Source organism: Pontibacter roseus DSM 17521, assembly GCF_000373265.1.
GTDB classification, from domain to species: Bacteria; Bacteroidota; Bacteroidia; order Cytophagales; family Hymenobacteraceae; genus Pontibacter; species Pontibacter roseus.
On the sequence record NZ_KB890767.1, the window covers coordinates 292,993 to 318,298 of the forward strand.

Here is a 25,306-nt window from a genome sequence, read left to right on the forward strand (position 1 = left end):
AGGTATAGCTGTTATAGTCTACTCCCCCACCAGCGCCCGCATGCGCTTCATGTTGTTCACCTGGATGCCGTTTGGCTCCATCTCCAGCATTTTCCGGATACTGGAACCTGACTTGCCCCCGAACAGCATGATTTGAAGCCCCTGCTGCCGGGCACGCTGCACCTGCTCCTTGTTTACTTTTTTGCCGTTGGCCGTCACACCATCTAGTTTCTGGTTGAGCGCCTCCTGAACGGTCACCTCAAAATCATCGCCAGCATCCAAAAACAGAATCGCCTGGGGCTCTTGTTCGCGTATGGCATGGAGTATGTCTGCATTGGGATAGATGAAAGCGATTTTCTCCTGTGGGTACTTGTACTGGCGCAGCAGCTGCAGCACCGATTGGGCGTAGAAGGTATTGCGGGTGGCATCGTGGTTGCGCACATCGATGTGCAGGTATGGGAGCTCCGGGTAGGTCTGGAACCGCTGCAGCACAGCCTCCAGCGTGACGAGCCGCTCATCATGAAACAGGTCGTAGAGGATGCCGCCTTTGTACTTCAGCCCCACCACTTCGGCCGCCGGCAGCTGCTCAATCATGCCGGTGCCTTCGCTCATGGTCTCCAGACTGGTATCGTGGTAGAGGATGGGCACCCCGTCCTGGCTCACGTGCACGTCCACCTCCACGCCATCGGCTCCGTCCTCTTCCATCGCCTGCACAATGGAAGCCATGCTGTTGGCGGGCAAGGGGTTGTAGGGGTTGATTGGGGAGAAAAAGCCCGAGCCAGCGTGGCCTATCACCAATATACCTTTTGCATATTTTCCATCGCCTTCCTGTAGTAAGTTATACAAGCTGACTGCCAGTGTGAGTATTCCGAGCACCAGTAGCAGCAAGGTGGCTTTCTTGCTTTTCAGAAAAGAAGGCCTAGAGGTTTGTTTCGTGAAATTCATACACAAACTTAGCCCCATATAGCTTAAATTTGCAGCAGATTCCCAAAAAAATTACAGGCTACAGGCCGATAGTCAATCATTTATAAAGATGCGAGCAGCCACAGGTACCACTCCAGACACAGACACCTCCGCGATAACGGCAGACAAGGCAGGCATCCACAACCGCGTGATGATTCCGCTGTCCATGATTCTGTTGGTTGCGTTCGTGATTCGGATGCTGGCGGCTTTCTTCTCCAAGGGCTTCGCATTTCATGATGACCACTTTGATGTGATAACGATTGCGCAGAACTGGGTATACGGCCTGCCCTCCTGGCTGAATGAGCCGATGCCGCCGCGCCATAGCATGTTCTACGCCGGCATACACTACGTGCTCTTCTACCTGCTGGAAGGTATAGGCATCACCAATCCTGACACGAAGATGACGGTGGTGCGGGTGCTGCACGGACTGTACTCCCTCCTGATTGTGTACTATGGCTATAAGATTACCGAGCGGCTGTCGAACCAGGCCAATGCCCGCATTGTGGGGCTGATGCTGGCGCTGATGTGGTTCATGCCCTTCATGAGCGTGCGCAACCTGGTGGAGATGGTCTGCATTCCTCCTTTCCTGGCGGCGTTCTACCTGATGCTGAAAGCGGAGGACGGCAAGCGCGCCTGGCGCTATTTCGCAGCGGGGGCCTTGTTTGCCGTGGCCTTTGTATTCCGCTACCACACGGCGCTCTTTCCGGCAGGAGCCGGCCTGGTGCTGCTCTACCGCCGCCAATGGAAAGAGATTCTCTGGCTCAGCCTGGGTTTCCTGGCCATGGCCACGCTCATCCAGGGCACTATCGACTACGTGTTCTTCGACTACCCGTTCCACTCGGTGGTGACCTATTTCCTCTACAACACCGAGAACGCCTACGAGTATAGCACGGGCCCGGTGTATCGCTTCGCCCTGACCATACTCGGGTTCATGGTGCCGCCGCTGAGCGTATACCTGGTGCTGGGGTATAGCCGGACCGCGAAAATAGCGCCTATGCTGTTTTGGGCTGGTGTGGTGTTCTTTGTGGCGCACTCGCTGTTCCCTAACAAGCAGGAGCGCTTCATCCTGCCGCTTTTTCCGCTCATCATGATATTGGGTGTCATCGGTTGGCAGGACTTCGTGCGGCAGTCGCGCTTTTGGCAGGGTCGCAAAAAACTGCTGGCGGCCAGTTGGACCTTTTTCTGGATTCTCAACATCGCGGTAGCTATAGGTATGGCAATCACCTATACCAAGAAAAGCCGCGTGGCCCCGCTGGTATACCTGTCGGAGAAGCAGGAGATGGACGCGATTCTGCTCGAGTTCGGCAATCACAGCCTGAAGCAGCCGCCCCTCTTCTACCTCAACCGCATGGCCGCCGAGTACGAGGACTTCCACCTGAACCGCAAACGCAACTGGGATGCCTATAAAGCCGGCAAGCCGCTCCCACAGGACTTCGTGATGACCTACAGCCTCAACGGTGACAAGTCAATCGACAGTCTGAAATCCGAAATCAGCGGGTATAGCTACAAACCGGACTACGTGGTTGTGGTGGGGCAGAAGGACATGGAGGAGCGTATGGCGAAACTCCACGGACTGTACCCGAACCTGGAGCTGGAGACGACGCTGAAGCCCTCGCTGTACGACGATGTGCTGCACTTCCTCAACCCGCGCGTGCACAAGGACGAGCGCGTGAGCATCTACCGAATCAAAGATTAGTTTGAGTCCTACCTGGTGAAGGTATAGAGGTAGTTGAGCAGGAAGTTCCAGACGAACACCACCACGATGGCGATGAATTTGGCGAGGTAGAAGTTGAGTTTCGCCTTTTCGGTGAGCAGGTATACAATCAGGTTGTTGAGCAGCAGCCCGGCCAGGGCCACCCCCAGGAACTTGGAGAATTGCCAGCCTATATCCGGGTCGGCGCTGTGGAATGTCCAGAGGCGGTTGAGGATGTAGTTGTTGACGCTGGCCACAATAAAGCCCAGGCTGTTGGCGATGTACTTGTTCCAGCGCAGCCGCTCCTTTGCAACAAACGTCACCCCGAAGTCCAGCACCAGGCCAGAGAAACCCACCAGGCCAAACTTCAGGAATTTCAACAGGAAAGCTTCTATACTTTCGGACATGCCGGATGGGGGTCTGTGCTCCTATTCTAGTGTTGTGCGAAGGCGTAAAATTAAGCACTTTCCGGCTCCTACCAAAGCACCAAAGACAACTGCCGTACTATACTTCCAAACACTGTAGCGCCCAAACCCGCCTTTGTCGAGAAAAGCCTGAGGTTAGTATAGTTTATTTTGATGCCACTTGTTGATTAATTTACTTCATAGGCTCAACATCTACTCACGCTAAATCCTTAGTCACATGGAGCTTATCATACAGAACCTTTCCAAGACCTACCCCAACGGCACCAAAGCCCTCCAGAACATCAACCTGACCATCCCGACAGGTATGTTTGGCCTGCTTGGCCCGAACGGTGCCGGCAAATCGTCGCTGATGCGCACCATCGCCACCCTGCAGGAGGCTGACAGCGGCAGCATCATGCTGGGCAATATGGACGTGCTGCGCCAGAAAGAAGATATGCGTAAAGTGCTGGGCTACCTGCCACAGGAGTTCGGGGTATACCCGAAGGTGTCTGCTGAGGAGATGCTGGACCACTTCGCCGTGCTCAAAGGCATTAGTAACTCCAAGGAGCGCAAGGAGGTAGTAGCGTCCCTGCTGCAGCAGACCAACCTGTACGATGTGCGCAAGAAGAACCTGGGTGGCTACTCGGGTGGTATGAAGCAGCGCTTCGGCATCGCGCAGGCCCTGTTAGGCAATCCCAAACTGATTATCGTGGATGAGCCGACCGCGGGTCTGGACCCGGCCGAGCGCAACCGTTTCCACAACCTGTTGAGTGAGATTGGCGAGAACATGATTGTGATACTTTCCACGCACATTGTGGAGGACGTGACGGACCTGTGCCGCAACTTCGCCATCATCAACAAAGGCCAGGTGCTGCTAACAGGCGACCCGCTGCAGGTGATTGACGAACTGAAGGGACGCATCTGGCGCAAGTTCATCCACAAGGACGAACTGGTGGAGTACCAACTGCAGCACGAAGTGATTTCCTCGCGTCTCTTTGCTGGCAAAACCATCATCCATGTGCTGAGCGACGTGCAACCGGGCGCTGAATTCGAACCAGTAGCCCCAGACCTGGAGGATGTGTACTTCAGCAAGATACATGAAGCAGCACGCAGTGAGAAAGACGAGCAGCGCGAACTGGTTGCAAACTAGAAGCACTAACTCCAAGGTCTTTCGGATTCATTCCCCATCATTCCTAATTCTTTAGAGATGTTCAAAGAGATATTCCTGTTCGAGTTGCGGTACCGCATGAAGCGGCCTGCTACTTACATATACTTCGCCCTGCTGTTCCTGATGGCCTTTTTCACCATGCTGGCCCTGGGCAGCGCCTTCGGCGGCGGTGTGATTATCGGCGATGCCAGCGGCGGCAAGGTATACGCCAACTCCCCTTACCAAATCAATTGGATTGTCACGCTTATGAGCTGGTTCGGGGTGCTCATCACCTGTTCCATGATGGGCACGCCTATCTTCCGCGATTTCGAACATAAGACACATTCCCTCTACTACACCACCCCGATTACCAAGGCAGGCTACCTGTTTGGCCGCTTCACGGGCTCGTTTTTGGTCACGCTGTTCGTGTTCCTGGGCGTGGGGCTGGGCGCTATGTTTGCCACCGTCATGCCCTGGATGGAACCTGATAAGCTCGGTCCGTTCAACCTGATGTGGTACATCCAACCTTACCTGACCATTGTTATACCCAACTTGATTCTGACAGGCGCAATCTTCTTCACACTGGCTACCCTCACCCGAAGTGGGCTTTCTATCTACGTGGGTGGCGTTATCTTCCTGGTGCTTTATGGCGTGTCCAGCAGCCTGACCGGCGACCTGGACAACGAGACGCTGGCCAACCTGCTGGACCCGATGGGTGCCTCGGCGGTTTACTACACGCAACGCTACTGGACGACCGCGGAGCGCAACACGCTTATGCTGCCTTTCAGTGAGCACATTCTGATGAACCGCCTGCTCTGGATGGCGATTGGCGGGGCCATTCTGGCCTTCTGCTACTACCGTTTCAGCTTCTCGTTCGCCAACCAGGGTTTCAAACTCTTCCGCAGGAGAAACAGCGCTGAGGCTGCTGGAGCCTTTGTTCCTACCGAGCGCCTGCAGCTGCCTAAGGTGAGCCAGAACTTCTCGTTCAACCTGAGCCTGAGCCAATACTTCAAGCTGACCAAGCTAGAGTTCAAGGGCATTGTGAAGAGCGTCTACTTCCTGGCCATTACGCTGGCCGGTATCATTTTCCTGTTCGTGACCGGCACCCAGATTGGTAAAATGTATGGCACCAACACCTTCCCGGTCACCTCGCAGGTGGTCATGATACTGAGCGGCACCTTCGCCTTGTTCTTCCTGATTATCATCACGTTCTACTCTGGCGAACTGGTATGGCGTGAGCGTGACAGCCGCCTGAACCAGATTTACGATGCTCTGCCTATACCTAACTGGGTGCCTTTCGCCTCCAAACTGTCTGCGCTGATGCTGGTACAGGTCGTGCTGCTGTTCGTCATCCTTTTCTGCGGCATCATCATCCAGACCTTCAAGGGCTACTATACCTATGAATTGGATGTGTACATCAAAGGCCTGTTTGGCATACAGCTCGTCGATTACCTGATGCTTTGCGTGCTGGCCATGCTCATTCACGTCATCGTGAACAACAAGTACATTGGCCACTTTGTGATGGTGGTGTACTACCTGCTCAACATCTTTAAAGGACAGCTGGGCTGGGAGCACAACCTTTACTCCTTCAACTCCGACCCTGGTATCACCTATTCTGCCATGAACGGCTACGGGCATTTCGTGTGGCCTTTCACTATTTTCAAGGTATACTGGGCGGCTTTTGCCATCCTGCTGGCCATTGTAGCGAACATGCTGTGGGCGCGCGGCTCTGAAACCATGCTGAAGTGGCGCTTCAAGCTGGCCAGCCTGCAACTGACCAAGTCCACGCTCTTCGTAACGGCGGCTGCCTTGGCGGTTTTCCTAGTGACGGGTGGCTTCATCTTCTACAACACCAACATCCTGAACACCTACCGCACCTCTGATGAGCAGGAGCAGGAGTCGGCTGATTTTGAGAAGAAGTACAAGCAGTACGAAGGTATAGCGCAGCCTCGCATCACAGACGTGAACCTGAACGTGGACATTTACCCGGAGGAACGGGATTTTAGCTTCAAGGGCTATTTCTGGGTGAAAAACAAGCATACTGCCCCGATTGACTCGATACACCTCATGGTGTCAGATGAGGCGGAAATCCGGCAGATGGAGTTCACGAAGCCAAACAAACTGGTGCTCCACGACAAGGACTTCGGCTACTACATCTACCAGCTGGCCGAGCCGCTGCAGCCCGGCGATTCCATGCGCCTGAACCTTGACTTGTACTATGCCACCAAAGGTTTTCGCAACAGCGGCTCCAACTCAGGTATAGTTTATAACGGCACCTTCATCAATAGCCAGTATCTCCCTCAGATTGGTTACCAGGCCGCTGTGGAACTGAGCGAGGACGACGTGCGTAAGGAGCATGGTTTGGCGCCCAAGCCACGTATGGCGGATGTGAATGATTCTCTGGCCCGCATGAACACCTACATCAGCAACAACGCGGACTGGGTGAATTTCGAGACGACTGTCAGCACTGTGCCGAGCCAGATTGCCATTGCACCGGGCTACCTGCAGCGGGAGTGGACCGAGAACGGCCGCCGTTACTTCCACTACAAGATGGACGCCCCAATCCTCAACTTCTACTCCTTCCTGTCGGCTGACTACCAGGTGAAGAAAGACAAGTGGACTGGTAAGGACGGCAAAGACGTGGCCATAGAGATTTACTACCACAAAGGCCATGAGTACAACCTGGACCGCATGATAAAGAGCGTGAAAAAGTCGCTGGATTACTTCACGGAGAACTTCAGCCCGTACCAGCACCGCCAGGTACGCATACTGGAGTTCCCAGGCTACCAGACCTTCGCACAGTCCTTCCCAAACACCATCCCCTACTCAGAGGCCATCGGTTTCATCGCCGATGTGGACGACAAGAACCCCGAGGATGTGGACTATCCGTTCTACATCACCGCCCACGAGATAGCGCACCAATGGTGGGCGCACCAGGTGATAGGCGGCAACGTGCAGGGTTCCGTGCTGATGTCGGAGACCATGAGCCAGTACAGCGCCCTGATGGTGATGAAGCAGGAGTACGGCGCCGAGCGCATGAAGAAGTTCCTGAACTACGAACTCAACACCTACCTGACAGGCCGCACGGCCGAGAGCAAAAAGGAGATGCCGCTGTACCGCGTTGAGAACCAAGGCTACATCCACTACCGCAAAGGCAGTATGGTAATGTATGCGCTGGCCGATTACATTGGGGAGGAAAAACTGAATGGCTATTTGCAACAATATGTCAAAAAAGTTGCCTTCCAGGAGGCCCCTTATACCAATTCAATCGAATTTATGCAGTATATTCGTGCCGCCACTCCAGATTCGTTGCAGTACCTCGTCACGGACATGTTCGAGAACATCACCCTGTATGAGAACAAAACAACGGACGCCACTTACAAGAAACTGCCGGACGGGAAATATAAAGTCACATTCACTGTGGATGCGAAGAAACTTTATGCCGACTCTCTTGGTTCTGAGAGTGTCGCCGCCATGCATGACTGGGTAGATGTAGGTGTGTTGTCCCGCAAAAAGGTGGATGGCCACTGGCAGGACAAGCCGCTATACCTGCAGAAACATAAGCTCAAGGCGGGCGAAAACAAATTCGAGTTTGTTGTGGATGAGGAGCCGGCCAAAGCTGGCGTAGACCCTTACAACATCCTGATAGACCGAAACCCGAACGATAACACGAAGACATTGTCGGCAAGCTGAGGCCCCGGCAATTTAGGCACACTTGTTTAAGGTGAGATGTAAGTAAGTTGCCAAAGCCCTCCCCTCCCCGGGGAGGGCTTCTTTTTTATGGCTATACCTGTTTACTTGAACAGACCACCCAACTTATCACCCAAGCCGCCTGGCAGCTTGTCCTTCAGGCCACCGCCCAGCATACCCAGGATGTCGCCCTGGCCCATACCGTCCGCGTTCACTTTTCCGGACACCTTGCTCATCAGGAACGACATCACGAAAGGCCCCACCTGGTTGGCCACCTGCTGCGGTATACCTACCTTGGCCGACAGGTCGTTCACAAAGCCTTGTATCATGCTGTTGCCAGCCGGGCTGTCCTGCGGCGCCTTGTTTCCCTTGAGCATGTCCATGATGCCGCTCATGTCGCCACCGCTGGCCTCCTTTTTCAGCCCATTGGTCATGTGCTCCTTGGCCAGGTCCACGGATTGGTTTGCCTGACCCGCGTCCAGCTGGAATTTGTTCTGCAACTCGCCGGTGAGTTGTCCTTTCACGCTGTTGATGATGTCGTCTAACATAGCTTTCTGGTTTAAATATGGTTTCAAATGCAAGCGGCAGGCACTAAAATGGTAGCGCGCCTGTTAAAATATAACGGCATTCCACGGCAGAAGATGTGAAACGACACAATACCATTCTCTTATCGGGCGTTTCTGCATTTGGCAAAGTAATTGCATCATACTGCCTCAGACCCATAATTTTTTTAGCTTTGCTCTACCGAAACCTATGAACATGCGTTATCTAGCCTTCCTAGCTATTATCCTGATTGCCGGCGTAGCCCTTGCCGACACCAAACTGAAGAAAACACAGATTACCAAGGAAATCACCGTAATGCTGCCGCGCGATTTTACGCCGCTGCCTGACGACGGCATCGCCCGTAAATACCCCGCTGCCAACAAGCCCGTGGCCGTGTACAGCAGCCCCAATGGGCAGGTAGACTTCAGCATGACGCAGAAAAGGTCCCAGTTTGGACCTCAAGATTTGAACATGCTGCGCGACGTTTACAAGGCCAACCTGCTGGAGCGTTTCACTAAAGTCGATTTCATACGCGACGAGGTGACAGAAATCAAAGGCAAGAACTACATCGTGTTTGAGTTCGTCTCCGTGATGGCAGATGAGCGCAAGAGCAGCAACCTGGCGCCCGTGCAGAAGTACAGCATCATGCAATACACCATACAGGGCAACCAACTCATGGTGTTCTCGATGCACCTTCCTTTTGCCATGAAGAACGACTGGCAAAAGACAGCCCGCGAAGTTATGGGCTCTGTCAACATCAAATAAGTGATTGCACCTCTCCAGTTAAGCCTCTCCTTTTGCGGAGGGGCTTTTTTATGTAACTTGAGTAAAGGTTCGCAAGTGCAGCCTTTTTTGAATTTCATTTACCATACCTGAACAGCAACGTGGACTTTCTATCAATACACAGCGACGAGCATTTTATGCAGGAGGCTTTCCGACAGGCGAAGTATGCGTTTGAGGAAGGCGAGATACCGATTGGCGCCGTCATCGTGAGCAACAACCGCATCATAGCCAAAGCCTATAACCAAACCGAGAAACTCAACGATGTGACGGCCCATGCCGAGATGCTGGCCCTCACGGCTGCAGCCGAGTACCTGGGCAACAAATACCTCAACGACTGCACCATGTATGTGACGGTGGAGCCTTGCGTGATGTGCGCCGGCGCCAGCTACTGGGCGCAGCTCAAGCGGGTGGTATACGGAGCCCCTGAGCCCAAGCGTGGCTACCGCCGGGTGGGCAACCTGCTGCACCCTAAGACAGAAATGGTCAGTGGCATCATGGCACAGGAGTGCGCCGAACTGATGGCTTCCTTCTTTGCGGGTAAAAGAAATTGAGTAACTTTGAAACTAACACTTTGGTCGCATAGTACACCCTAGCAACTGTCGCTATGCAATTTTGTAACATATAAACTACATAAAACTATGGCTTTCGAACTACCGAAACTACCTTATTCTTACGACGCGCTCGAGCCGCACATCGATGCCCGCACCATGGAAATCCACCATACGAAGCACCACCAGGCCTATACCGACAACCTGAACAAGGCGATTGCAGGCACCGAACTGGAAGGAAAATCCATTGAGGAGATTTTCACCAGCTTCAGCGGCGACAACAAAGCGGTTCGCAACAACGGCGGCGGCTATTACAACCACAACCTGTTCTGGGAAATCCTTTCTCCGAACGGCGGTGGCCAGCCAAGCGGTGAGTTAGCCGATGCCATCAATGAGACGTTTGGCTCATTTGACCAGATGAAAGAGAAGTTCAACGCCGCCGCCGCGACTCGCTTTGGCTCTGGCTGGGCCTGGCTGTGTGTAGCCGGTGGCAAGCTGGAAATCTGCTCTACACCAAATCAGGACAACCCACTGATGCCTTTCGCGGAAGGCTGCGCTGGCATGCCAATTCTGGGTCTGGACGTATGGGAGCACGCCTACTACCTCAACTACCAGAACCGTCGCCCAGACTACATCAATGCGTTCTGGAACGTGGTGAACTGGGAGGAAGTGACCCGTCGCTACAACGAAGCGAAGTAAGGTATAGCCTGAAACATTAAAAAATGCCCTTCCGGAGACGGCGGGGCATTTTGTTTTATGGTGGCTTTTGTGGCGGTTGCTATACCTACGAAAGCAATTCTTTCAGAAACATGTATGCGCTACAGCTTTAAAGACACTCGCGGGAGCTGCACACGACACGAGGTATGCGGCGTTACTTCTGAGCCACCTGTTGCTTTGCTTTGTAGGCCTCCACGCCCGCATCCAAGAACTTGACGAAGTTCTCCACGCTTAGGTCGTAAGCGATGGGCTGCACCAGCATGTTCTCGTTCTCGTCCATCAGCACATAATACGGCTGGGCGTTCACATTGAACTTGGTTATCTGGTAGTCAGCGTACTTCTTGCCGATGGTTTTCTTCTCTTTGCCATCGTAGGAACTGGTATACCACTCACTTTGCGGCAGCTCTGTCCGGTCATCCACGTATAGGGCAGCAATCACGTAATCTTCCTGCAGGCGCTTGAGCACTTCCGGGTGCGACCACACGTTGGCCTCCATCTCGCGGCAGTTCACGCAGCCGTGCCCCGTGAAGTCAATGAAAATCGGCTTGCCTTGCTCAGCAGCGCAACGCTTTGCCTGCTCCAAATCAAAGTAGCCTTGCAGGCCATGCGGCAGGTGCAGGAAATCGGCGTATTTAGGCGTCTCGCACAGCTGATTGGAGGCTACTGTAGTGGCGGCGCTTCCTCCACTGTTCCCCTGCCGCACGATGGAATTCAGGTCAAAATCGTGGGTAGACTGCGGCGGCAGGTACCCAGACAGGGCCTTGAGCGGAGCACCAAACAAACCCGGTATCATGTACACCACAAAACCAAAGGTAGCGATGGCCAGCATCAGACGCGGCACGCTGATGTGCTTCACATCCGAGTCATGCGAGAACTTGAGCTTGCCCAGCAGGTAGAAGCCCATCAGCGTGAAGATGACAATCCAGAGGGCCAGGTATACCTCACGGTCCAGTATGCCCCAGTGGTAAACCTGGTCGGCAATGCTCAGGAACTTGAGCGCCAGCGCCAGTTCAATGAAGCCCAACACCACCTTCACGGAGTTTAGCCAGCCGCCGGACTTGGGCAGGCTGTTGAGCCAGGATGGGAAAATAGCAAATAAGGTAAAGGGGAGCGCAAAGGCCAGGGAGAAGCCAAACATCCCCACCACCGGACGCACCGTCTCACCGCCGGCAGAGGCCACCAATATACTGCCTACAATGGGGCCGGTACAGGAGAAAGACACCAGCACCAGCGTGAAGGCCATGAAGAAAACACCAATAATGCCTCCTTTATCCGCCTGAGCATCCACTTTGGTGAGAAAGGAACTGGGCAGCGTGATTTCGAACATACCGAAGAAGGACATGGCGAAGATGATGAACACCGCGAAGAAAATCAGGTTGGGCAGCCAGTGCGTGCTGATGAAGTTGGCTCCGTCGGCCCCGAACAGCTTCGCCACGATGGTACCCACCAAGGTATAGATGGCAATGATGGAAAACCCATAGAGCAGCGCTTTGAAGATAGCCTGCCCGCGGGTGGCGCTGCCGCTCGTGAAGAAGCTCACCGTCATCGGAATCATAGGAAAGACGCAGGGCGTGAGCAGGGCGCCCAAGCCAAACACAAAAGCCACCAGCATGAAGGTCCACAGGCTTTCGGCCTCTCCGGTAGCACCGCTATCGCCCGTGATAGCCGGTGTTACCACATCGTTTGTCGCCGCGGCCGTATCGCTGAAGGGAGCCGCATCCAGTGAGTCTTCAGCTAGAAGCGATGTGTCCTCGCGTACGTCTTGCGGCAGCGAGGTATCCAAGCCATCGGGTGCGGAGGCCTGTGTGGTGGCTTGCTTAGGCGCCTTCTCTATGGCGGAGGAAGAAGCATCGACGGGGGCATTGGCTGGTGAGGTGACCGCGCCTGTGGCAGCCGTTACCTTGATTTGGGAGTTGGTGAAGCTGAATTCATCATCAAACGGAATGCACTTGCCGTCGATGTCGGTGCATACCTGGTACTCGTAGGTTCCTTTCACCTCCAGGTTGGGCTGCAGCACCTTTACCTTCTGCCGGAACTGGGCTGTACCCACAAAGTAGGTATACTCTCCTTCCCAGAGCTCATCGTACTTCTTCTTCGGGTTGACTGGCTTTGTCTTGCCCACTAGTTGGTAGGACGGGTGCTTGGCGAACTTGAACTCGGTGACCATGGGTCCCAGGTCCGGGTCGAAGTCGGTAGAGTACAAGTACCAGTCCTTGTCAATCTTCACGTTGAAAATCAATTCGACCTCCTCGCCTACTGCCACCTCTTTCTTGGAGACGTCGTAGCTCCAGGAGGCTGGTTTCAGCACCTGGGCCTGCGCAGCAGCGGCCATCAGCACCAGGAACAGGACGGAGAGCAATTGCCTCAGGTTATTTCTCATAGGGTGTTCATCATTTAGGTATGGGTGAGCCTGTTAACGGCTGCACCGGCTCGCGGACAGACTGTTGCGCTCCAACAACTTGTCCTTGTTTTGCGCGTCACAAAAGTAGGCAATTTTAATCGAAAGCGACAGTCGTCTGCCTATACCTTCCCTTTTCTGAAGACATAAAACAGGCTGCCGCCTTCCAATGTTCATCCTGCCGCTATAGATAACACACCGCCCCGCGCTCTGGTTTCTTCGTGTTTCAACTGCATCACCTCTCATCCTCTATACCTCCTGCTCCTCCTTACGGCCTGTACACACCGTATGCTTGCCTACTAAGCCATTGAAAATCAGCATCAGTCCGTTCACCCTCTGTTTGGAGCTGTTCACGAACTAGGAGAAAGATATCCTTTGCTATCGGAATTAATAAGCCTTTCTTTGTGTATATTTTCTACAGGATTAATTATACAACCTAAACTATGAACCCAAACTTTCAGCCACAAGAAACAACGACCCTTAAAACAGAATGCGGGAAGGAGTTTGGCCACTCGTTCAAGGCCATCAAGCTGGTGCGCGACGAGCAGCACAACTTCCATATCGTATATAAGACATTCTCTAACGAGTACATCTACTCTTTTTGCAATCCCTTCCAGGACACTTCCTCAGCGCATCCATACAAGTTGATATCGGAAGAGCAGGCCAAGGCTATTTTCCTAAACCGCCTGTCCCCTGCCAATGCCCGCGAGTTGTTTAGCACCGCCCAGGCACCTACTATGCGTGTTCTTTCCTGAAACCTGAGAAGTGTTTGACAAGAAAAGGTGCCTTGCGGCACCTTTTCTTGTTTACGGGCAGGTATAGGCCACAGCTTTCTATGGTAGGTAAAAGGTGCTATTGTGGCTTCCGGGAGGTATTCTGCCGCGCAGGCTATACATATATAGCAAAAGCACGTATTTTAAGTTAATTTTACGCCGCAGGTAGCAAAACTGCTGAGATACTCTATGATTCTGAACATCTTACTCACTATCTTCCTGGTATTACTCAACGGTTTCTTTGTCGCCGCGGAATTTGCCATCGTCAAGGTCCGGTCCTCCCAGATTGAACTGCGCGCGCAGGCAGGCAGTTCTATGGCCCGCATGGCCCAGCACATGCTCACCCACCTCGACGCCTACCTCTCGGCCACGCAGCTGGGTATAACGCTGGCCTCACTGGGCTTGGGTTGGATAGGCGAGAGCGTGGTATCACAGATTGTCATCAACATAATGGAGCTCTTTGGCTTCAGGGGAGGCGAGGAACTGGCGCATCGCATCGCGCTGCCTATCTCCTTTGCCATCATCACGGTGCTGCACATCGTGTTTGGTGAGCTGGCGCCTAAATCGCTGGCCATTCAGCGCTCCGAGGCCACTACCTTGGCTATTACCCTGCCACTTCGTTTCTTCTACTATCTCTTCCGCCCGTTTATCTGGCTGCTGAACGGCTTTGCCAACCTGGTGCTACGCACCATGGGCATACGGCCCGTGCACGGCTCTGAGGTACACTCTGCGGAGGAGCTGCGCCTCCTGTTTGAGCAGAGCGCCGAAGGTGGGGTGTTGGTGGACTCGCAGCATGAGCTGCTGGAGAACGTGTTTGAGTTCAACGAGCGCATGGTGAAGCAGATTATGGTGCCCCGCACGCGTATGGTGGCCATTGATGTGAACATCGCCGAGGATGAGCTGATGGAGATTATTTTTGAGGAGGGCTATTCGCGCCTGCCCGTGTACAATGGCTCTATCGATAACATTGTGGGGGTGCTGTATGTAAAGGATATCCTGAGTATGATGCGCCTGAATGAGCCGATTATCATTGAGAAACTGATGCGTGCGGCCTACTTTGTGCCAGAGACGAAGAAAATAAACCGCCTGTTGCAGCAGTTCCAGCGCCGCCACATGCACATGGCTATCGTGACGGATGAGTTTGGAGGGGTGTCAGGTATAGCGACCATCGAAGACATCATTGAAGAACTGGTGGGCGAGATACAGGACGAATACGACGAGGAGGCCCCTATTGTGGAGCGCCTCAGCGACTTTGAGTACAGGGTGAACGGTGGCGCCAACGTATCGGATGCGAATGACTACCTGCCTTTCCCGCTGCCGGAAGGCGAAGACTACGAGACTGTGGGCGGATTCGTGACGATGGTGTACGGCCACATACCCGAGGATTTGAACGAGCTGTCTGACTTCAATGAGTACGAGATACGCGTGCTGGAGAAATCGGACAGACGAGTGGAATGGGTGCTTTTCAAGGTGAAGGAGGAGTTCCACGCCAGTATTTCACCACAGACCACAGACCTATGAAGCGGCACGACAGCCTGATTCCCCTCTCCCGGCAGCACCACGGCGGACTCCTGACGGCCAGGCTGCTGCAGCACGGTGCCCCGCCTTACAAAGGCATGCCCGAGTCGGTAGACGGCAAGTTGGCTTACCTGCTTCAGTTCTGGGAAGAGCACCTGCAACCGCATTTCACGTTGGAAGAGGCCACGGTTTTCAAAACAGCCAAGGTCGCAGCGCCCCATTTAGCGCGACAGGCCGAAGGTTTGGAAGCGGAGCACCGGCAGCTGAAACAGCTTATCCTGTCCTTACCCACAGCCCTTACTCCAGAACTGCCGACCCGTCTAGACGAAATTGGACGCCTGCTGGAGCAGCACATCCGCACCGAGGAGCGGATTTTCTTCCAGATGCTGCAGGAAGAGCTCCCCGAGGAGACGCTGCAGCTCCTGAAGGAGCAGATTGAGCAGCACCTGCTCTAGGCTATACCTCCTGCCCCGTAAACCAGCCGCTGTACATCACATAGTTGTTGGCTACTTTGTCCAAACCATATATCTGCTCCTGGCTCAGCTGCTTCACCTTTTTGGCAGGTATACCCGCGTAGATGTAGCCTGACTCACATACGGTTTTCTCCAGTACAATGGCCCCTGCCGCCACAATGCAGTTCTTCTGCACCAGCGCGTTGTCCATCACGATGGCCCCCATACCTATGAGCACATTATCCTCCACAGTGCAGCCATGCACAATAGCGTTGTGCCCGATGGACACGTTACTGCCAATAGTGGTAGCGGCTTTCTGGTACGTGCAGTGGATGACGGCGCCATCCTGAATGTTGGTCTTGTTGCCAATACGTATGGCGTTCACATCACCGCGGATAACGGCATTGAACCACACAGAGCAGGCGTTTCCGAGTACCACATCCCCTACAATGGTGGCGTTCTCCGCCACAAAACAGTCATCGCCCATCTTCGGGGCTATACCTTTCACAGGAAGTATTACAGGCATATTCTGGATTTGAGAGTTTAGAAGTTAGAGAGTTCTAGCATGGCTGCATCTCACAGGCACCTAAAGGGTATGCGTAAAATTAAATTACAACAATTCAGCAATTCAAACAATTAAATCATCCTTTTCCAGGTGCCTTTGTGCAGGTTGTATTTGAGGGTGCTGGGCAAGGCCTTCCAGAAGTATTTGTTCACTTCTACGGCAAAGCTGGGCTGCATGTAGCAGTTGATGGTGCAGCCTTCGCACTCCGGCAGCCTCCCCTCCTGCTGCTTGAGCGCCTCCACCTCCGGGCTCAAGTATAGCTCGCGCAGTTTGCCTTGTATGGAAAAGCTTTTTGCACCCAAGTGGTAACAGGGCAGCACCAGTTCGTTTTCCGGGGAGATGACCAGTGTGGTGCTAGCCGCTTTGCAGACCGGGTCATTCACATGGTTACCGCCGTCGCGGCGCAGCTGTACGAAGCCCTCATTCAGGTATACGCCTTTGCGTTTTCCGAAGTCGCTCAGGTATTTGAGTTCTTCCTCCGTCAGCTGCTCGCCCACAGCCACGGCATTGTATTCAAAGGCCGGGTTGATGATGAGCATGAGCTTGTTGGGCTGCGTGATGGTGCGGTATACCTCCTCCAGCTGGTCCAGGTTGTGCCGGAATACGGTAAACAGGATATCAGGGCGCTCTCCCAGCCGCCTGGCCACTTGTATCGACTCCATCACGAAATCATAGCAGGCCACACCCCGGCCGGCGTCGTGCTCCTCCTTATGGGCGGAGTCCAGCGAGAAGTGCAGCATGTCCACCTTGCCTTTCAGCCGTTCCGCCAGTTTGGGGTAGAGCATGCCGTTGGTGGTGAGGGTGGTGATGAAGCCCATGTCGTGCGCCATACCCAGGAACTGGTCTATCTGGCGGTGCAGCAGCGGCTCGCCGCCCGTGAAGTCAATGACCTGCACGCCCAGCCGCTTCAGGTCGCGCAGGTTCTGAGCCACGTCCTCTAGCGTGATGTAGGGCGAAGGCTTCTCCCAGATGTCGCAGAACGAGCACTTTGCGTTACAGCGGTAGGTAACGTAGTAGTTGCAAAGCACAGGTTTACTGGTCAGGCGCATCTTCTGGGGAAGTTAGGAATGCTAAATTAGGAATTATGGGTGAGTATATTTATCCTTAGTTGCTGATTGCTGCTCGTCTATTCTCAATTGTTGTTTGATATTCGTTGGGTCACTACCTGCAGCATACCTGAAGATGAACGTAATACCTAACTTTCTAACTCCCAAACTCTGAACTTCCATGGAAAGACAGAACGTATCCTCCGGCGCCGTCTGGGAAGACATCATCGGGTATAGCCGTGCCGTGCGCATCGGCAACGTGGTGGAAGTGGCCGGCACTACCGCAACGCATGGAGACGAGATAATAGGGATAGGCAGCCCTTACGAACAGACCAAATACATCCTGCAGAAGATAGAAAGGGCGCTGCAGGAGGCGGGAGCTACGCTGCAAGACGTCATCCGCACCCGCATCTATGTGACTGATATCAGCCAATGGGAGGAAATAGGCCGCGCCCACGGGGAGTTCTTCCGCGAAATAAAACCGGCATCCACCATGGTGGAGGTAAAGGCGCTCATCCACCCGGAGCAGTTGGTGGAGATAGAGGCGACGGCGATAGTAGGAACGAAAGCTGGCTAAATGAAAAGGCCTATGTTTCTGAGGTGAACCAGGGACATAGGCCAAGAGGAGGCTTGTTGAACTTCTTTATTTGTTTCCTGCCTTCACGCGTTTGTATATACTATGCGGGGCATCGCAGGCTAAGCCATTCTCAGATAATACGTCTGTAGACTTCAGAGACAGATAACTATGGTTAGGCTTACAGCTGAGGTCTAATGGGAATCTGTCTGCGCTTTCCTTTATTTCTTCATAGGTAAGTACGGCATACGTCTCTCCATCAATCTGCTGTAAAGTATAGGTTCCTGTGCCCTCCGCTCCTGTCGAGCGTGACTTACGAAAGGTGCCATCAGCGGACAGAGTATAATACTCCTGATAGGTCAAATCCTCTTCACGCACAATTACTCCTGAAAGCCCAGCATCGTACTCCACTAACTGCCAAGTTCCGGTAAAGTCGAGGGGTGTTACTTCATCGTCCTTCTCAGAGTCGCAAGCTGCTGCAAAGGCAATGGCAAAGAGTAGAGTGAATGAGCGTAGTAGTAGCTTCATATGATGCATCTTAAAGGTTGGTTTTATTACATGACCCGCCAATAAACCTGAAGGTTGCAACGACTTAAAAATATTAAAGAAGATACTACCATACTATTGCTAGTCCTTGCCAATTCTATTTGAAGCTTGTCAAAAGTGTGAAACATCATCATTTAAACAATTCCAGCAAGTACAAATAGGACACTTTTTCCTGAGTTCGTCCTGGAATACCTCTACAAGAACACAGCTAATTATTAGCATAATACCACGAAACCACGCATTATACCCTATATTTACAGGGTTACGTACTAAATAGCTATCACCGAAACGTTATACCCTTGCCTGCAGAGGCTGGATAACAATGTTTTACTTAAAAAGATAGCTATGAAGCGTTTCATCATAACCATAATTACCATTTTCGCCTTGGGCACGGCGGCACAGGCGCAGTTTCTGACAGGTGGCGTCAAAGCAGGTGTCGGCTCCTCAAGCGTGGGCGTGCGCGATGTGGCCAATAACCCACTGCAGTATGCTAAAAAAGAGTCTGTGACCAGCTTCCACGCCGGTGCCTTTGCTCGCGTCAACATTTTAGGCCTTTTCCTACAACCAGAGGCCATCTTCACACAGACGGGCGGTAAGCTGGAGTCGAGGCCAGACGCGACCATCGTTAGCCAGGTGTCTGAAATTACCTTCAACCGATTGGATGTGCCTGTGATGGCCGGTGTGAGCATCGGGAACCTGGTGCGCATACAGGCTGGCCCAGTTGCTTCCATGCTGTTGAGTGCGAGGCAGGACGGACAGAACATCAAAAGCTTCCTAGAGAACTCCAACTGGGGCTACCAGGCAGGTGTCGGCTTGGATATCCAGCGCCTTTCTGTGGACTTGCGTTACGAGCGTATCAACAACAGCTACGACAACACCGCTAACCAGAGCAACTACGACCTAGCGAATGAGCAACTCCTCCTCAGCCTCGGCCTGAAGTTATTTTAAGGTATAGCCTAGAAAGAAAAGAGCCGGTGCAGCGATTGCACCGGCTCTGTGTTATTTGGCAGAAATCTAATTAAGGCTGCGGCTGCGGCATGTACATCTCCGCGCCCGGACCTACCGGCAAGCCTAGCAGTATCCAGATGATGAGCAGGATGGTCCAGCCGATGAAGAAGGCAATGGTGTAGGGCAGCATGGTGGAAATCACCGTTCCTATACCTGCTTTCTTGTCGTAGCGCTGTATGAAGGCCACAATCAGGGCGAAGTAGGACATCATAGGAGAGATGATGTTGGTCACGCTGTCGCCAATGCGGTAGGCGGTCTGCGTGAACTCCGGCGTATAGCCCAGCAGCATGAACATCGGGATGAACACAGGCGCCATGATGGCCCACTTGGCCGAGGCAGAACCCATTACCAGGTTGATGGTAGCCGCCACCAGAATGAACATGATCATAAGCGGAATATCACTCAGGCCCATCGTCTGCAGCACGTCCGCCCCGTTGATGGCCAGAATCAGCCCCAGGTTGGTCCAGTTGAAGTAGGCCACGAACTGCGCCGCGAAGAACACCAGCACGATGTAAGAGCCGAGCGTCTCCATCGATTTGGACATGCCGCGCATCACATCGCTGTCGTTCTTGATGGTTTTGGCTCCGATACCATAGGCTATACCTGCAATGGCAGACAGCAGGAAAATGAAGGCCACTATACCTGACATGAACGGTGAGTTCAGGATTTCGCCTGTCTCCGGGTTACGCAGGTAGCCGTTCTCCGGCAGCAAGCCACCCAACACAAAGGCAGTGGACAGAGCGACGGCAATGGTAGCGTAGAGTATACCACGCTTCTCATCGCGGTTGAGGCGGTCAATGCTTTGTGGTTTCTCGTCGCCGGTGTACTCCCCCAGCCGCGGAATCACCACGCGCTCCGTCACCCAAGTACCCAGCGCGGCAATCAGGAAAGTAGACACGAACATGAAGTAATAGTTGGCCGCAGGGTTCACGGTATATTCCGGGTCAATGATGCGGGCCGCCTCCGTAGAGAGTCCAGCCAGCAGCGGGTCCACGGTGCCCAGCAGCAGGTTGGCGCTGTAGCCACCCGACACACCGGCAAAAGCCGCTGCCAAACCTGCCAGTGGATGGCGCCCAGCCGCCAGGAAGATGACCGCTGCCAACGGCACCAGCAGCACATAGCCCACTTCCGAGGCCGTGTTGGACATCACGCCCGCAAACACAATCACAAAGGTGAGCAGGCGCTTCGGCGATGCCAGCACCACGAGGCGTAGCACCGCGCCTATCAGGCCCGTTCCCTCGGCTATACCTATACCCAGCAACGACACCAGCACGGTGCCCAGCGGAGCGAAATCGGTGAAATTGGTCACCATGCGCGTCAGAATCATGTGGAGCCCTTCGGTGGAGAGCAGGTTGACCGGTGTTATGGTCTGGCCGGTACCCGGGTGCACTACCGCCATATCAAACAGGCTGGCAATCCATGACAAGAGAATGATGAGCAGCGCAAAGCCTGCAAACAGCGTGGCGGGGTGTGGCAGGGCATTGCCGATTCGCTCAATCACCGACAGGAATCTATCAATCCCTGACTTTTTCTTCTGAAGTTGCGTCATAAAAAGATTTTTTGGGTTCCTGCCTGCACAGCGCCTGTTCAGGTATAGGCGCCAGGTATGGGTGGGCCCCAGGAAACGAGTTGCCGAATTTGCCCAAAAAATCGGCAACTCGCAAATTTTAGCAAAAAGCCATACCTTCGTTTATCATCAAAACAACCTTACTATGATCACGCCACTCCAGCCCGGTGACAAAGTCGCCATCATCGCCACTGCCCGGCTCATCAGCCACCAAGACATTGCTGCAGCCATTGAGGTGCTGCAAAGCTGGGGGCTGGAGGTGGAGGTAGGCCCTACAGTGGGCGCCCAGTACGGCGTGTTTGCCGGCGACGATGCCCTACGGCTGCAGGACCTGCAACAGGCCCTCGACCGCCCCGACATCAAGGCCATCATCTGTGCACGCGGCGGCTACGGCACCACCCGGATTCTGGACCAGGTCGATTTCAGCCGGTTTGAAAAAAGCCCCAAGTGGGTGGTGGGTTTCAGCGACATCACCTCCCTGCTCTGCCACATCCACAGCCTAGGTATACAGAGTGTGCACGGCATCATGCCGCTGCTTTTCCCAAAGGGCACTGAAGCCGCGCTCGACAGCCTGCGCAGGGTGCTGTTCGGCGAGGAACTGAGCTACAATGCGCCTGCGCACCCCTTCAACAGAGCCGGGTCAAGCGAAGGCGAACTGATTGGCGGCAACCTGGCCTTGCTGCACAATGTCTCCGGCACCCGCTCCGATTTCAGCACAAAAGGCAAGATTTTGTTTCTAGAAGATGTGGATGAATACCTCTACAGCGTCGATCGCATGATGGTGCACCTCGTCCGCGCCGGAAAACTAAATGACCTAGCCGGCCTCATAGTGGGCCATTTCAGCGACATGAAAGACAACGCCATACCTTTCGGAAAAGACGCCTACGAAATAATCGCGGAGCACAGCGGCAAATTCGACTACCCAGTCTGCTTCGGCTTCCCGACAGGTCACGAGCCCGACAACCTGGCCCTAGTCTGCGGCCGAAAAGCAAGGCTGGAAGTGACTCAGCAAGGCACGCGGCTGACGTATATACAGGCTGGTCAGGCGTAAGACTGTGGCGGAAAGCATAAATCGCTCCTCCCGAAGTATAATCGTGTTATAAGAATAGAGCGTAACCCCGACCATATGGACCACAAAGCTTACCTGGAACGCATTGGCTATACCGGTGAACTGAAGCCGACCCTCGAGGTGCTGCAGCAACTGCAGAAAGCCCATTTGCTGGCCGTGCCTTTCGAGAATCTGGACATCCACGCCGGCGTCCCGATTGAACTCGATGTGGAAAGAATCTACGATAAGGTCGTGGGGCGCAGGCGGGGCGGGTTCTGCTACGAGCTCAACGGGCTATTCTTCCAATTACTCACCGCACTCGGGTTTGAGGCCAAACGGATTTCGGCCAAGGTATACGCTGCAGGCGAAGGCACCTATACGCCGGAGTACGACCACATGGCCTTACTCGTGACGATAGCGGGGGAAGAGTACCTGGCCGATGTCGGGTTCGGGGAATTCAGTTTCGCGCCGCTGAAGCTAGTCTTGGGCCAGGTGCAAGCCGATGCGCGGGGCGATTACCGCTTCGACAGGCACGATGCGGACTACTACCGGGTAATCCGCGTGGAGAACGGCGAAGTCCGGCCCGAATACATCTTCCGGAAGGCAGAGAGGGCATTTGAGGAATTCGCCGGCATGTGCCGCTTTCACCAGTCCGATTCCCGCTCCCACTTCCGGCAACGGAGAATGATTACGCTTCCTACCGAACACGGCCGAATCACGCTCACAGAGAACAAACTCAAGCTGAAGGAAGGCAGTATCACCCAGGAGGTCACGCTACAGGACGCAGCCGAATACGAAGCATACCTCTGGAAATACTTTGGCGTGAAACCAGCTGCCGGAGATAGGTAGGGTGACTACACCTCGCGTTCCGGATGCGAGGGTGTCAATTCCGCGTATACCTTACCAGTCGCTTCAGCGACTGGCTTAATACGGTATCCACCTCATTCCACAAACGCAGCAAAGCATGGAAATACTGCAGATTGACCTTCCCAAACTCTTCTCTGTAGAGAAGCCTATCCTAGAACTGATTCTGAGGGGCTCGCTCCTATACCTGGGTATACTCGTTTTCCTCCGCATCCTGCCACGCAGAACCGGCGGAGAATTGGCGACCATGGATTTGATTTTCGTTCTTTTGATAGCAGAGGCAGCTACGCACTCCATGGGCGGTTACAAGTCTATCGCCGAAGGCTTCATCATGATTCTGACCCTGATGGCCTGGAACTATACCGTCAATACGCTCAGCTACCACTTCCCCTTTTTTGAGAGGCTTGTTTCGTCCCCGCCGCTGCAGGTGGTTAAAAACGGCAAACTGCTGCGCCGCAACATGCGCCGCGAGTCTCTCACTGAAGAGGAATTGATGGACCACCTCCGGAGAGAAGGTATAGAGGATATACAAATCATCAAGGCAGCCTTTGTGGAAGGAGACGGGCACATCAGCTTCATCAGCAAAAACGGAGACAGGTAACAATACGCCTTGGCGGCATCGGCTATACCTGTGCCGGCGGTCAATGGTATGGCGCTGCTGTTCAAGCGGATGCTCGGCCTTACGTTAGCACCTTACCCAATCCCTTGCCCACCGACAGGCCCTGCACCACGCTACAGAACACTACCACGAAATAAGTCATCTCCAGAAGCAGCATCAGGCATTCTTTCCCAAACGCTTCGTAGTAGCACTTCGTAGGCCTCAGAAAAGGCTTGTTTCTCCGCCATAGCAGCACCCTGACGGCAGGTCCTTTGGCGATTTCTGATTATATTTGTAGGGGTACGTTGGCAAGCTGTGCCAATTCGGCGTTATTTCTTTCACTGATTAACCTTGTAGTACATGGTCATAAACGTAGAGCTGGTATTATTTTCTATCTCCATCTTGTTTTTCCTGAGCATTCTGGCCGGTAAGGCTGGCCATAAATTCGGGGTACCGGCTTTGTTGCTGTTCCTGTCGGTAGGCATGCTCTCGGGCAGCGACGGATTGGGCATCGAGTTCCAGAACATCCAGATTGCACAAATCATCGGTACGGTGGCGCTTTGTATCATCCTCTTCTCGGGCGGCATGGACACCAAAATCGCCGACATCCGCCCCGTCATCGCGCAGGGAATTATACTGGCCACCATCGGAGTATTACTGACGGCCGTGCTGACGGGCCTGGCCATCTGGTGGGTGTTGGGTATGACCGTGGAGTCGGCGGGTATAGGTTTCACCGCATCGCTGCTGCTGGCCGCCACAATGTCCTCTACCGACTCAGCCTCGGTCTTCTCCATTCTCCGTTCCAAGAGCCTGCACCTCAAGAACAACCTGCGGCCCATGCTAGAACTAGAGAGCGGCAGTAACGACCCGATGGCCTACATCCTCACCATCACCCTCATCAGTATACTTCAGGCGGAGTCCGGCCCCAACTACTGGGCGGCTGGCGGCATGCTGCTCATGCAACTCGTTGTCGGGGGGGCGGCCGGTTACCTGCTGGGGCGGCTGGCTGTGCGCCTCATCAATCGCCTCGACATCGACAACGCCTCACTATACCCCATTCTGGTCTTCACGGTCTGTATCTTTATCTTCTCGGCCACTTACTTCATCAAGGGCAACGGCTATCTGGCCGTCTACGTCGGCGGGCTGGTGATTGGCAATTCCCGCTTCGTACACAAGCGTTCTTCACTCAACTTCTTCGACGGCATGGCCTGGATGAGCCAGCTGATTATGTTCCTCACACTGGGGTTGCTGGTCAACCCGCGTGAACTGGTGCCCATCATCATCCCGGGCCTTATTATCAGTTTTCTGATGATTTTCGTGACGCGTCCGCTGAGCGTGTTCCTGTGCATGCTGCCTTTCCGCAAAATGGGCTTCCGGGACAAAGTATTCATCTCGTGGGTGGGCCTGCGGGGGGCTGTGCCCATCATTTTCGCCATCCTACCCCTGGCCGCGGATGTACCGCACGCCCAGTTCATGTTCAACATCGTCTTCTTCTGCACACTGGTTTCGCTGGTGGTGCAGGGAACGTCCCTACCCAAGGTGGCCGTGTGGCTGGGACTGGCCGAGCACCCGCGGGAGCTCCAGAAACTCAAGGACTTCGACGTGGAGTTCTCCGATGAGATAAAGTCTGTCACCACCGAGGTCACTATCACGGCCCAGGCGCTGGCCAACGGCAACCGCCTCATGGACCTGCCCCTGCCCGACAAGACCCTCGCCGTTATGGTCAAGCGCGACAACAAGTACTTCGTACCGAAAGGCAAAACCGTTCTGAATGAGGACGACAAAGTGCTCATCATAACCGATGACCGCGAAGCACTCATGCAGACCATGCAGAACCTCGGCAACAGCGGCGCTCCAGTACAAACCACACCCATTCTCTGAC

The 25,306-nt window shown here is 54.0% G+C and carries 23 protein-coding genes; 15 read left to right on the plus strand and 8 right to left on the minus strand.

Going from position 1 to position 25,306, the window contains the following annotated elements; translation table 11 throughout:
• Positions 1-18: 18 nt before the first annotated feature.
• Positions 19-924 carry a glycerophosphodiester phosphodiesterase gene (locus B051_RS0117755; RefSeq protein WP_018479572.1) on the minus strand — a complete coding sequence of 302 codons (906 nt, stop codon included), beginning with the start codon at positions 922-924 and terminating at the stop codon, positions 19-21.
• Positions 925-1,012: 88 nt separating this feature from the next.
• On the opposite strand from B051_RS0117755, the gene B051_RS0117760 reads away from it, so the two are divergent.
• Positions 1,013-2,638: a glycosyltransferase family 39 protein gene (locus B051_RS0117760; RefSeq protein ID WP_018479573.1), complete on the plus strand. Its 1,626-nt coding sequence runs from the start codon at positions 1,013-1,015 to the stop codon at positions 2,636-2,638.
• Between the two features lie 8 nt (positions 2,639-2,646).
• Here the strand turns inward: B051_RS0117760 and B051_RS0117765 are convergent, their stop codons facing one another.
• Positions 2,647-3,042: a GtrA family protein gene (locus B051_RS0117765; RefSeq protein ID WP_018479574.1), complete on the minus strand. Its 396-nt coding sequence runs from the start codon at positions 3,040-3,042 to the stop codon at positions 2,647-2,649.
• Positions 3,043-3,277: 235 nt separating this feature from the next.
• Between B051_RS0117765 and B051_RS0117770 the strand changes: the two genes are divergently transcribed.
• Both B051_RS0117770 and B051_RS0117775 read left to right on the plus strand, forming a co-directional pair.
• Positions 3,278-4,189: an ABC transporter ATP-binding protein gene (locus B051_RS0117770; protein ID WP_018479575.1), complete on the plus strand. Its 912-nt coding sequence runs from the start codon at positions 3,278-3,280 to the stop codon at positions 4,187-4,189.
• 57 nt (positions 4,190-4,246) lie between these two features.
• Positions 4,247-7,879: a M1 family aminopeptidase gene (locus tag B051_RS0117775; RefSeq protein ID WP_018479576.1), complete on the plus strand. Its 3,633-nt coding sequence runs from the start codon at positions 4,247-4,249 to the stop codon at positions 7,877-7,879.
• 101 nt (positions 7,880-7,980) lie between these two features.
• Here the strand turns inward: B051_RS0117775 and B051_RS21605 are convergent, their stop codons facing one another.
• Positions 7,981-8,424, minus strand: coding sequence for a hypothetical protein (locus B051_RS21605; protein ID WP_018479577.1), 444 nt, complete (start codon positions 8,422-8,424; stop codon positions 7,981-7,983).
• Positions 8,425-8,629: 205 nt separating this feature from the next.
• Between B051_RS21605 and B051_RS0117785 the strand changes: the two genes are divergently transcribed.
• From B051_RS0117785 to B051_RS0117795, 3 genes are all read left to right on the plus strand, one after another.
• The gene (locus B051_RS0117785) at positions 8,630-9,184 is read left to right on the plus strand and encodes a hypothetical protein (protein WP_018479578.1); all 555 of its coding nucleotides are present in this window, start codon (positions 8,630-8,632) and stop codon (positions 9,182-9,184) included.
• A 119-nt stretch (positions 9,185-9,303) separates the two neighbouring features.
• Positions 9,304-9,753, plus strand: coding sequence for a nucleoside deaminase (locus B051_RS0117790; RefSeq protein WP_026236499.1), 450 nt, complete (start codon positions 9,304-9,306; stop codon positions 9,751-9,753).
• An 87-nt stretch (positions 9,754-9,840) separates the two neighbouring features.
• Positions 9,841-10,449 carry a superoxide dismutase gene (locus tag B051_RS0117795; protein ID WP_018479580.1) on the plus strand — a complete coding sequence of 203 codons (609 nt, stop codon included), beginning with the start codon at positions 9,841-9,843 and terminating at the stop codon, positions 10,447-10,449.
• A gap of 172 nt (positions 10,450-10,621) precedes the next feature.
• Here B051_RS0117795 and B051_RS0117800 read toward each other — a convergent pair whose 3' ends face one another.
• On the minus strand, positions 10,622-12,847 hold the full coding sequence (locus B051_RS0117800; protein WP_018479581.1) for a protein-disulfide reductase DsbD family protein: 2,226 nt from the start codon (positions 12,845-12,847) through the stop codon (positions 10,622-10,624).
• Positions 12,848-13,308: 461 nt separating this feature from the next.
• Here B051_RS0117800 and B051_RS0117810 point away from each other — a divergent pair, with 461 nt between their 5' ends.
• The 3 genes from B051_RS0117810 (at position 13,309) to B051_RS0117820 (ending at position 15,611) form a co-directional block, all read left to right on the plus strand.
• Positions 13,309-13,620: a hypothetical protein gene (locus B051_RS0117810; RefSeq protein ID WP_018479583.1), complete on the plus strand. Its 312-nt coding sequence runs from the start codon at positions 13,309-13,311 to the stop codon at positions 13,618-13,620.
• 207 nt (positions 13,621-13,827) lie between these two features.
• Positions 13,828-15,159, plus strand: a complete 1,332-nt coding sequence (locus tag B051_RS21610; RefSeq protein ID WP_018479584.1) for a hemolysin family protein — start codon at positions 13,828-13,830, stop codon at positions 15,157-15,159.
• Positions 15,156-15,611 (plus strand): hemerythrin domain-containing protein, encoded by a 456-nt coding sequence (locus B051_RS0117820; protein WP_018479585.1) that lies wholly within the window; start codon positions 15,156-15,158, stop codon positions 15,609-15,611. Before B051_RS21610 ends, B051_RS0117820 begins: the two co-directional genes overlap by 4 nt.
• 1 nt (position 15,612) lies before the next feature.
• On the opposite strand, the gene B051_RS0117825 is transcribed toward B051_RS0117820, so the two are convergent.
• Together B051_RS0117825 and B051_RS0117830 are read right to left on the minus strand one after the other, a co-directional pair.
• On the minus strand, positions 15,613-16,134 hold the full coding sequence (locus B051_RS0117825; protein WP_026236500.1) for a gamma carbonic anhydrase family protein: 522 nt from the start codon (positions 16,132-16,134) through the stop codon (positions 15,613-15,615).
• Positions 16,135-16,244: 110 nt separating this feature from the next.
• Positions 16,245-17,222, minus strand: coding sequence for a radical SAM protein (locus tag B051_RS0117830; RefSeq protein WP_018479587.1), 978 nt, complete (start codon positions 17,220-17,222; stop codon positions 16,245-16,247).
• A gap of 178 nt (positions 17,223-17,400) precedes the next feature.
• Here B051_RS0117830 and B051_RS0117835 point away from each other — a divergent pair, with 178 nt between their 5' ends.
• Positions 17,401-17,796, plus strand: coding sequence for a RidA family protein (locus B051_RS0117835; protein WP_018479588.1), 396 nt, complete (start codon positions 17,401-17,403; stop codon positions 17,794-17,796).
• A gap of 66 nt (positions 17,797-17,862) precedes the next feature.
• Here B051_RS0117835 and B051_RS0117840 read toward each other — a convergent pair whose 3' ends face one another.
• Positions 17,863-18,321, minus strand: a complete 459-nt coding sequence (locus B051_RS0117840) for a hypothetical protein (protein ID WP_018479589.1) — start codon at positions 18,319-18,321, stop codon at positions 17,863-17,865.
• Positions 18,322-18,684: 363 nt separating this feature from the next.
• On the opposite strand from B051_RS0117840, the gene B051_RS0117845 reads away from it, so the two are divergent.
• Positions 18,685-19,287 (plus strand): porin family protein, encoded by a 603-nt coding sequence (locus tag B051_RS0117845; protein WP_018479590.1) that lies wholly within the window; start codon positions 18,685-18,687, stop codon positions 19,285-19,287.
• A gap of 70 nt (positions 19,288-19,357) precedes the next feature.
• Here B051_RS0117845 and B051_RS0117850 read toward each other — a convergent pair whose 3' ends face one another.
• Positions 19,358-20,896 (minus strand): AbgT family transporter, encoded by a 1,539-nt coding sequence (locus B051_RS0117850; protein ID WP_018479591.1) that lies wholly within the window; start codon positions 20,894-20,896, stop codon positions 19,358-19,360.
• A 163-nt stretch (positions 20,897-21,059) separates the two neighbouring features.
• Between B051_RS0117850 and B051_RS0117855 the strand changes: the two genes are divergently transcribed.
• From B051_RS0117855 to B051_RS21615, 4 genes are all read left to right on the plus strand, one after another.
• Positions 21,060-21,965 (plus strand): S66 peptidase family protein, encoded by a 906-nt coding sequence (locus B051_RS0117855; RefSeq protein WP_018479592.1) that lies wholly within the window; start codon positions 21,060-21,062, stop codon positions 21,963-21,965.
• 75 nt (positions 21,966-22,040) lie between these two features.
• Complete coding sequence (locus tag B051_RS0117860; protein ID WP_018479593.1) at positions 22,041-22,811, plus strand: arylamine N-acetyltransferase family protein; 771 nt, start codon at positions 22,041-22,043, stop codon at positions 22,809-22,811.
• Positions 22,812-22,926: 115 nt separating this feature from the next.
• Positions 22,927-23,427, plus strand: a complete 501-nt coding sequence (locus B051_RS0117865) for a DUF421 domain-containing protein (RefSeq protein WP_018479594.1) — start codon at positions 22,927-22,929, stop codon at positions 23,425-23,427.
• 357 nt (positions 23,428-23,784) lie between these two features.
• Positions 23,785-25,305, plus strand: a complete 1,521-nt coding sequence (locus tag B051_RS21615) for a potassium/proton antiporter (RefSeq protein WP_018479596.1) — start codon at positions 23,785-23,787, stop codon at positions 25,303-25,305.
• The last annotated feature ends 1 nt before the right edge of the window (position 25,306 follow it).

Bases quoted from the DNA above. Each gene is read 5' to 3' on its own strand.
- B051_RS0117755 (WP_018479572.1), bottom strand. From the start codon at position 924: ATGAATTTCACGAAACAAACCTCTAGGCCTTCTTTTCTGAAAAGCAAG.
- B051_RS0117800 (WP_018479581.1), bottom strand. From the start codon at position 12,847: ATGAGAAATAACCTGAGGCAATTGCTCTCCGTCCTGTTCCTGGTGCTG.
- B051_RS0117810 (WP_018479583.1), top strand. From the start codon at position 13,309: ATGAACCCAAACTTTCAGCCACAAGAAACAACGACCCTTAAAACAGAA.
- B051_RS21610 (WP_018479584.1), top strand. From the start codon at position 13,828: ATGATTCTGAACATCTTACTCACTATCTTCCTGGTATTACTCAACGGT.
- B051_RS0117825 (WP_026236500.1), bottom strand. From the start codon at position 16,134: ATGCCTGTAATACTTCCTGTGAAAGGTATAGCCCCGAAGATGGGCGAT.
- B051_RS0117830 (WP_018479587.1), bottom strand. From the start codon at position 17,222: ATGCGCCTGACCAGTAAACCTGTGCTTTGCAACTACTACGTTACCTAC.
- B051_RS0117845 (WP_018479590.1), top strand. From the start codon at position 18,685: ATGAAGCGTTTCATCATAACCATAATTACCATTTTCGCCTTGGGCACG.
- B051_RS0117835 (WP_018479588.1), top strand. From the start codon at position 17,401: ATGGAAAGACAGAACGTATCCTCCGGCGCCGTCTGGGAAGACATCATC.
- B051_RS0117850 (WP_018479591.1), bottom strand. From the start codon at position 20,896: ATGACGCAACTTCAGAAGAAAAAGTCAGGGATTGATAGATTCCTGTCG.
- B051_RS0117760 (WP_018479573.1), top strand. From the start codon at position 1,013: ATGCGAGCAGCCACAGGTACCACTCCAGACACAGACACCTCCGCGATA.
- B051_RS0117865 (WP_018479594.1), top strand. From the start codon at position 22,927: ATGGAAATACTGCAGATTGACCTTCCCAAACTCTTCTCTGTAGAGAAG.
- B051_RS0117795 (WP_018479580.1), top strand. From the start codon at position 9,841: ATGGCTTTCGAACTACCGAAACTACCTTATTCTTACGACGCGCTCGAG.
- B051_RS0117855 (WP_018479592.1), top strand. From the start codon at position 21,060: ATGATCACGCCACTCCAGCCCGGTGACAAAGTCGCCATCATCGCCACT.
- B051_RS21615 (WP_018479596.1), top strand. From the start codon at position 23,785: ATGGTCATAAACGTAGAGCTGGTATTATTTTCTATCTCCATCTTGTTT.
- B051_RS21605 (WP_018479577.1), bottom strand. From the start codon at position 8,424: ATGTTAGACGACATCATCAACAGCGTGAAAGGACAACTCACCGGCGAG.
- B051_RS0117820 (WP_018479585.1), top strand. From the start codon at position 15,156: ATGAAGCGGCACGACAGCCTGATTCCCCTCTCCCGGCAGCACCACGGC.
- B051_RS0117765 (WP_018479574.1), bottom strand. From the start codon at position 3,042: ATGTCCGAAAGTATAGAAGCTTTCCTGTTGAAATTCCTGAAGTTTGGC.
- B051_RS0117840 (WP_018479589.1), bottom strand. From the start codon at position 18,321: ATGAAGCTACTACTACGCTCATTCACTCTACTCTTTGCCATTGCCTTT.
- B051_RS0117785 (WP_018479578.1), top strand. From the start codon at position 8,630: ATGAACATGCGTTATCTAGCCTTCCTAGCTATTATCCTGATTGCCGGC.
- B051_RS0117775 (WP_018479576.1), top strand. From the start codon at position 4,247: ATGTTCAAAGAGATATTCCTGTTCGAGTTGCGGTACCGCATGAAGCGG.
- B051_RS0117770 (WP_018479575.1), top strand. From the start codon at position 3,278: ATGGAGCTTATCATACAGAACCTTTCCAAGACCTACCCCAACGGCACC.
- B051_RS0117860 (WP_018479593.1), top strand. From the start codon at position 22,041: ATGGACCACAAAGCTTACCTGGAACGCATTGGCTATACCGGTGAACTG.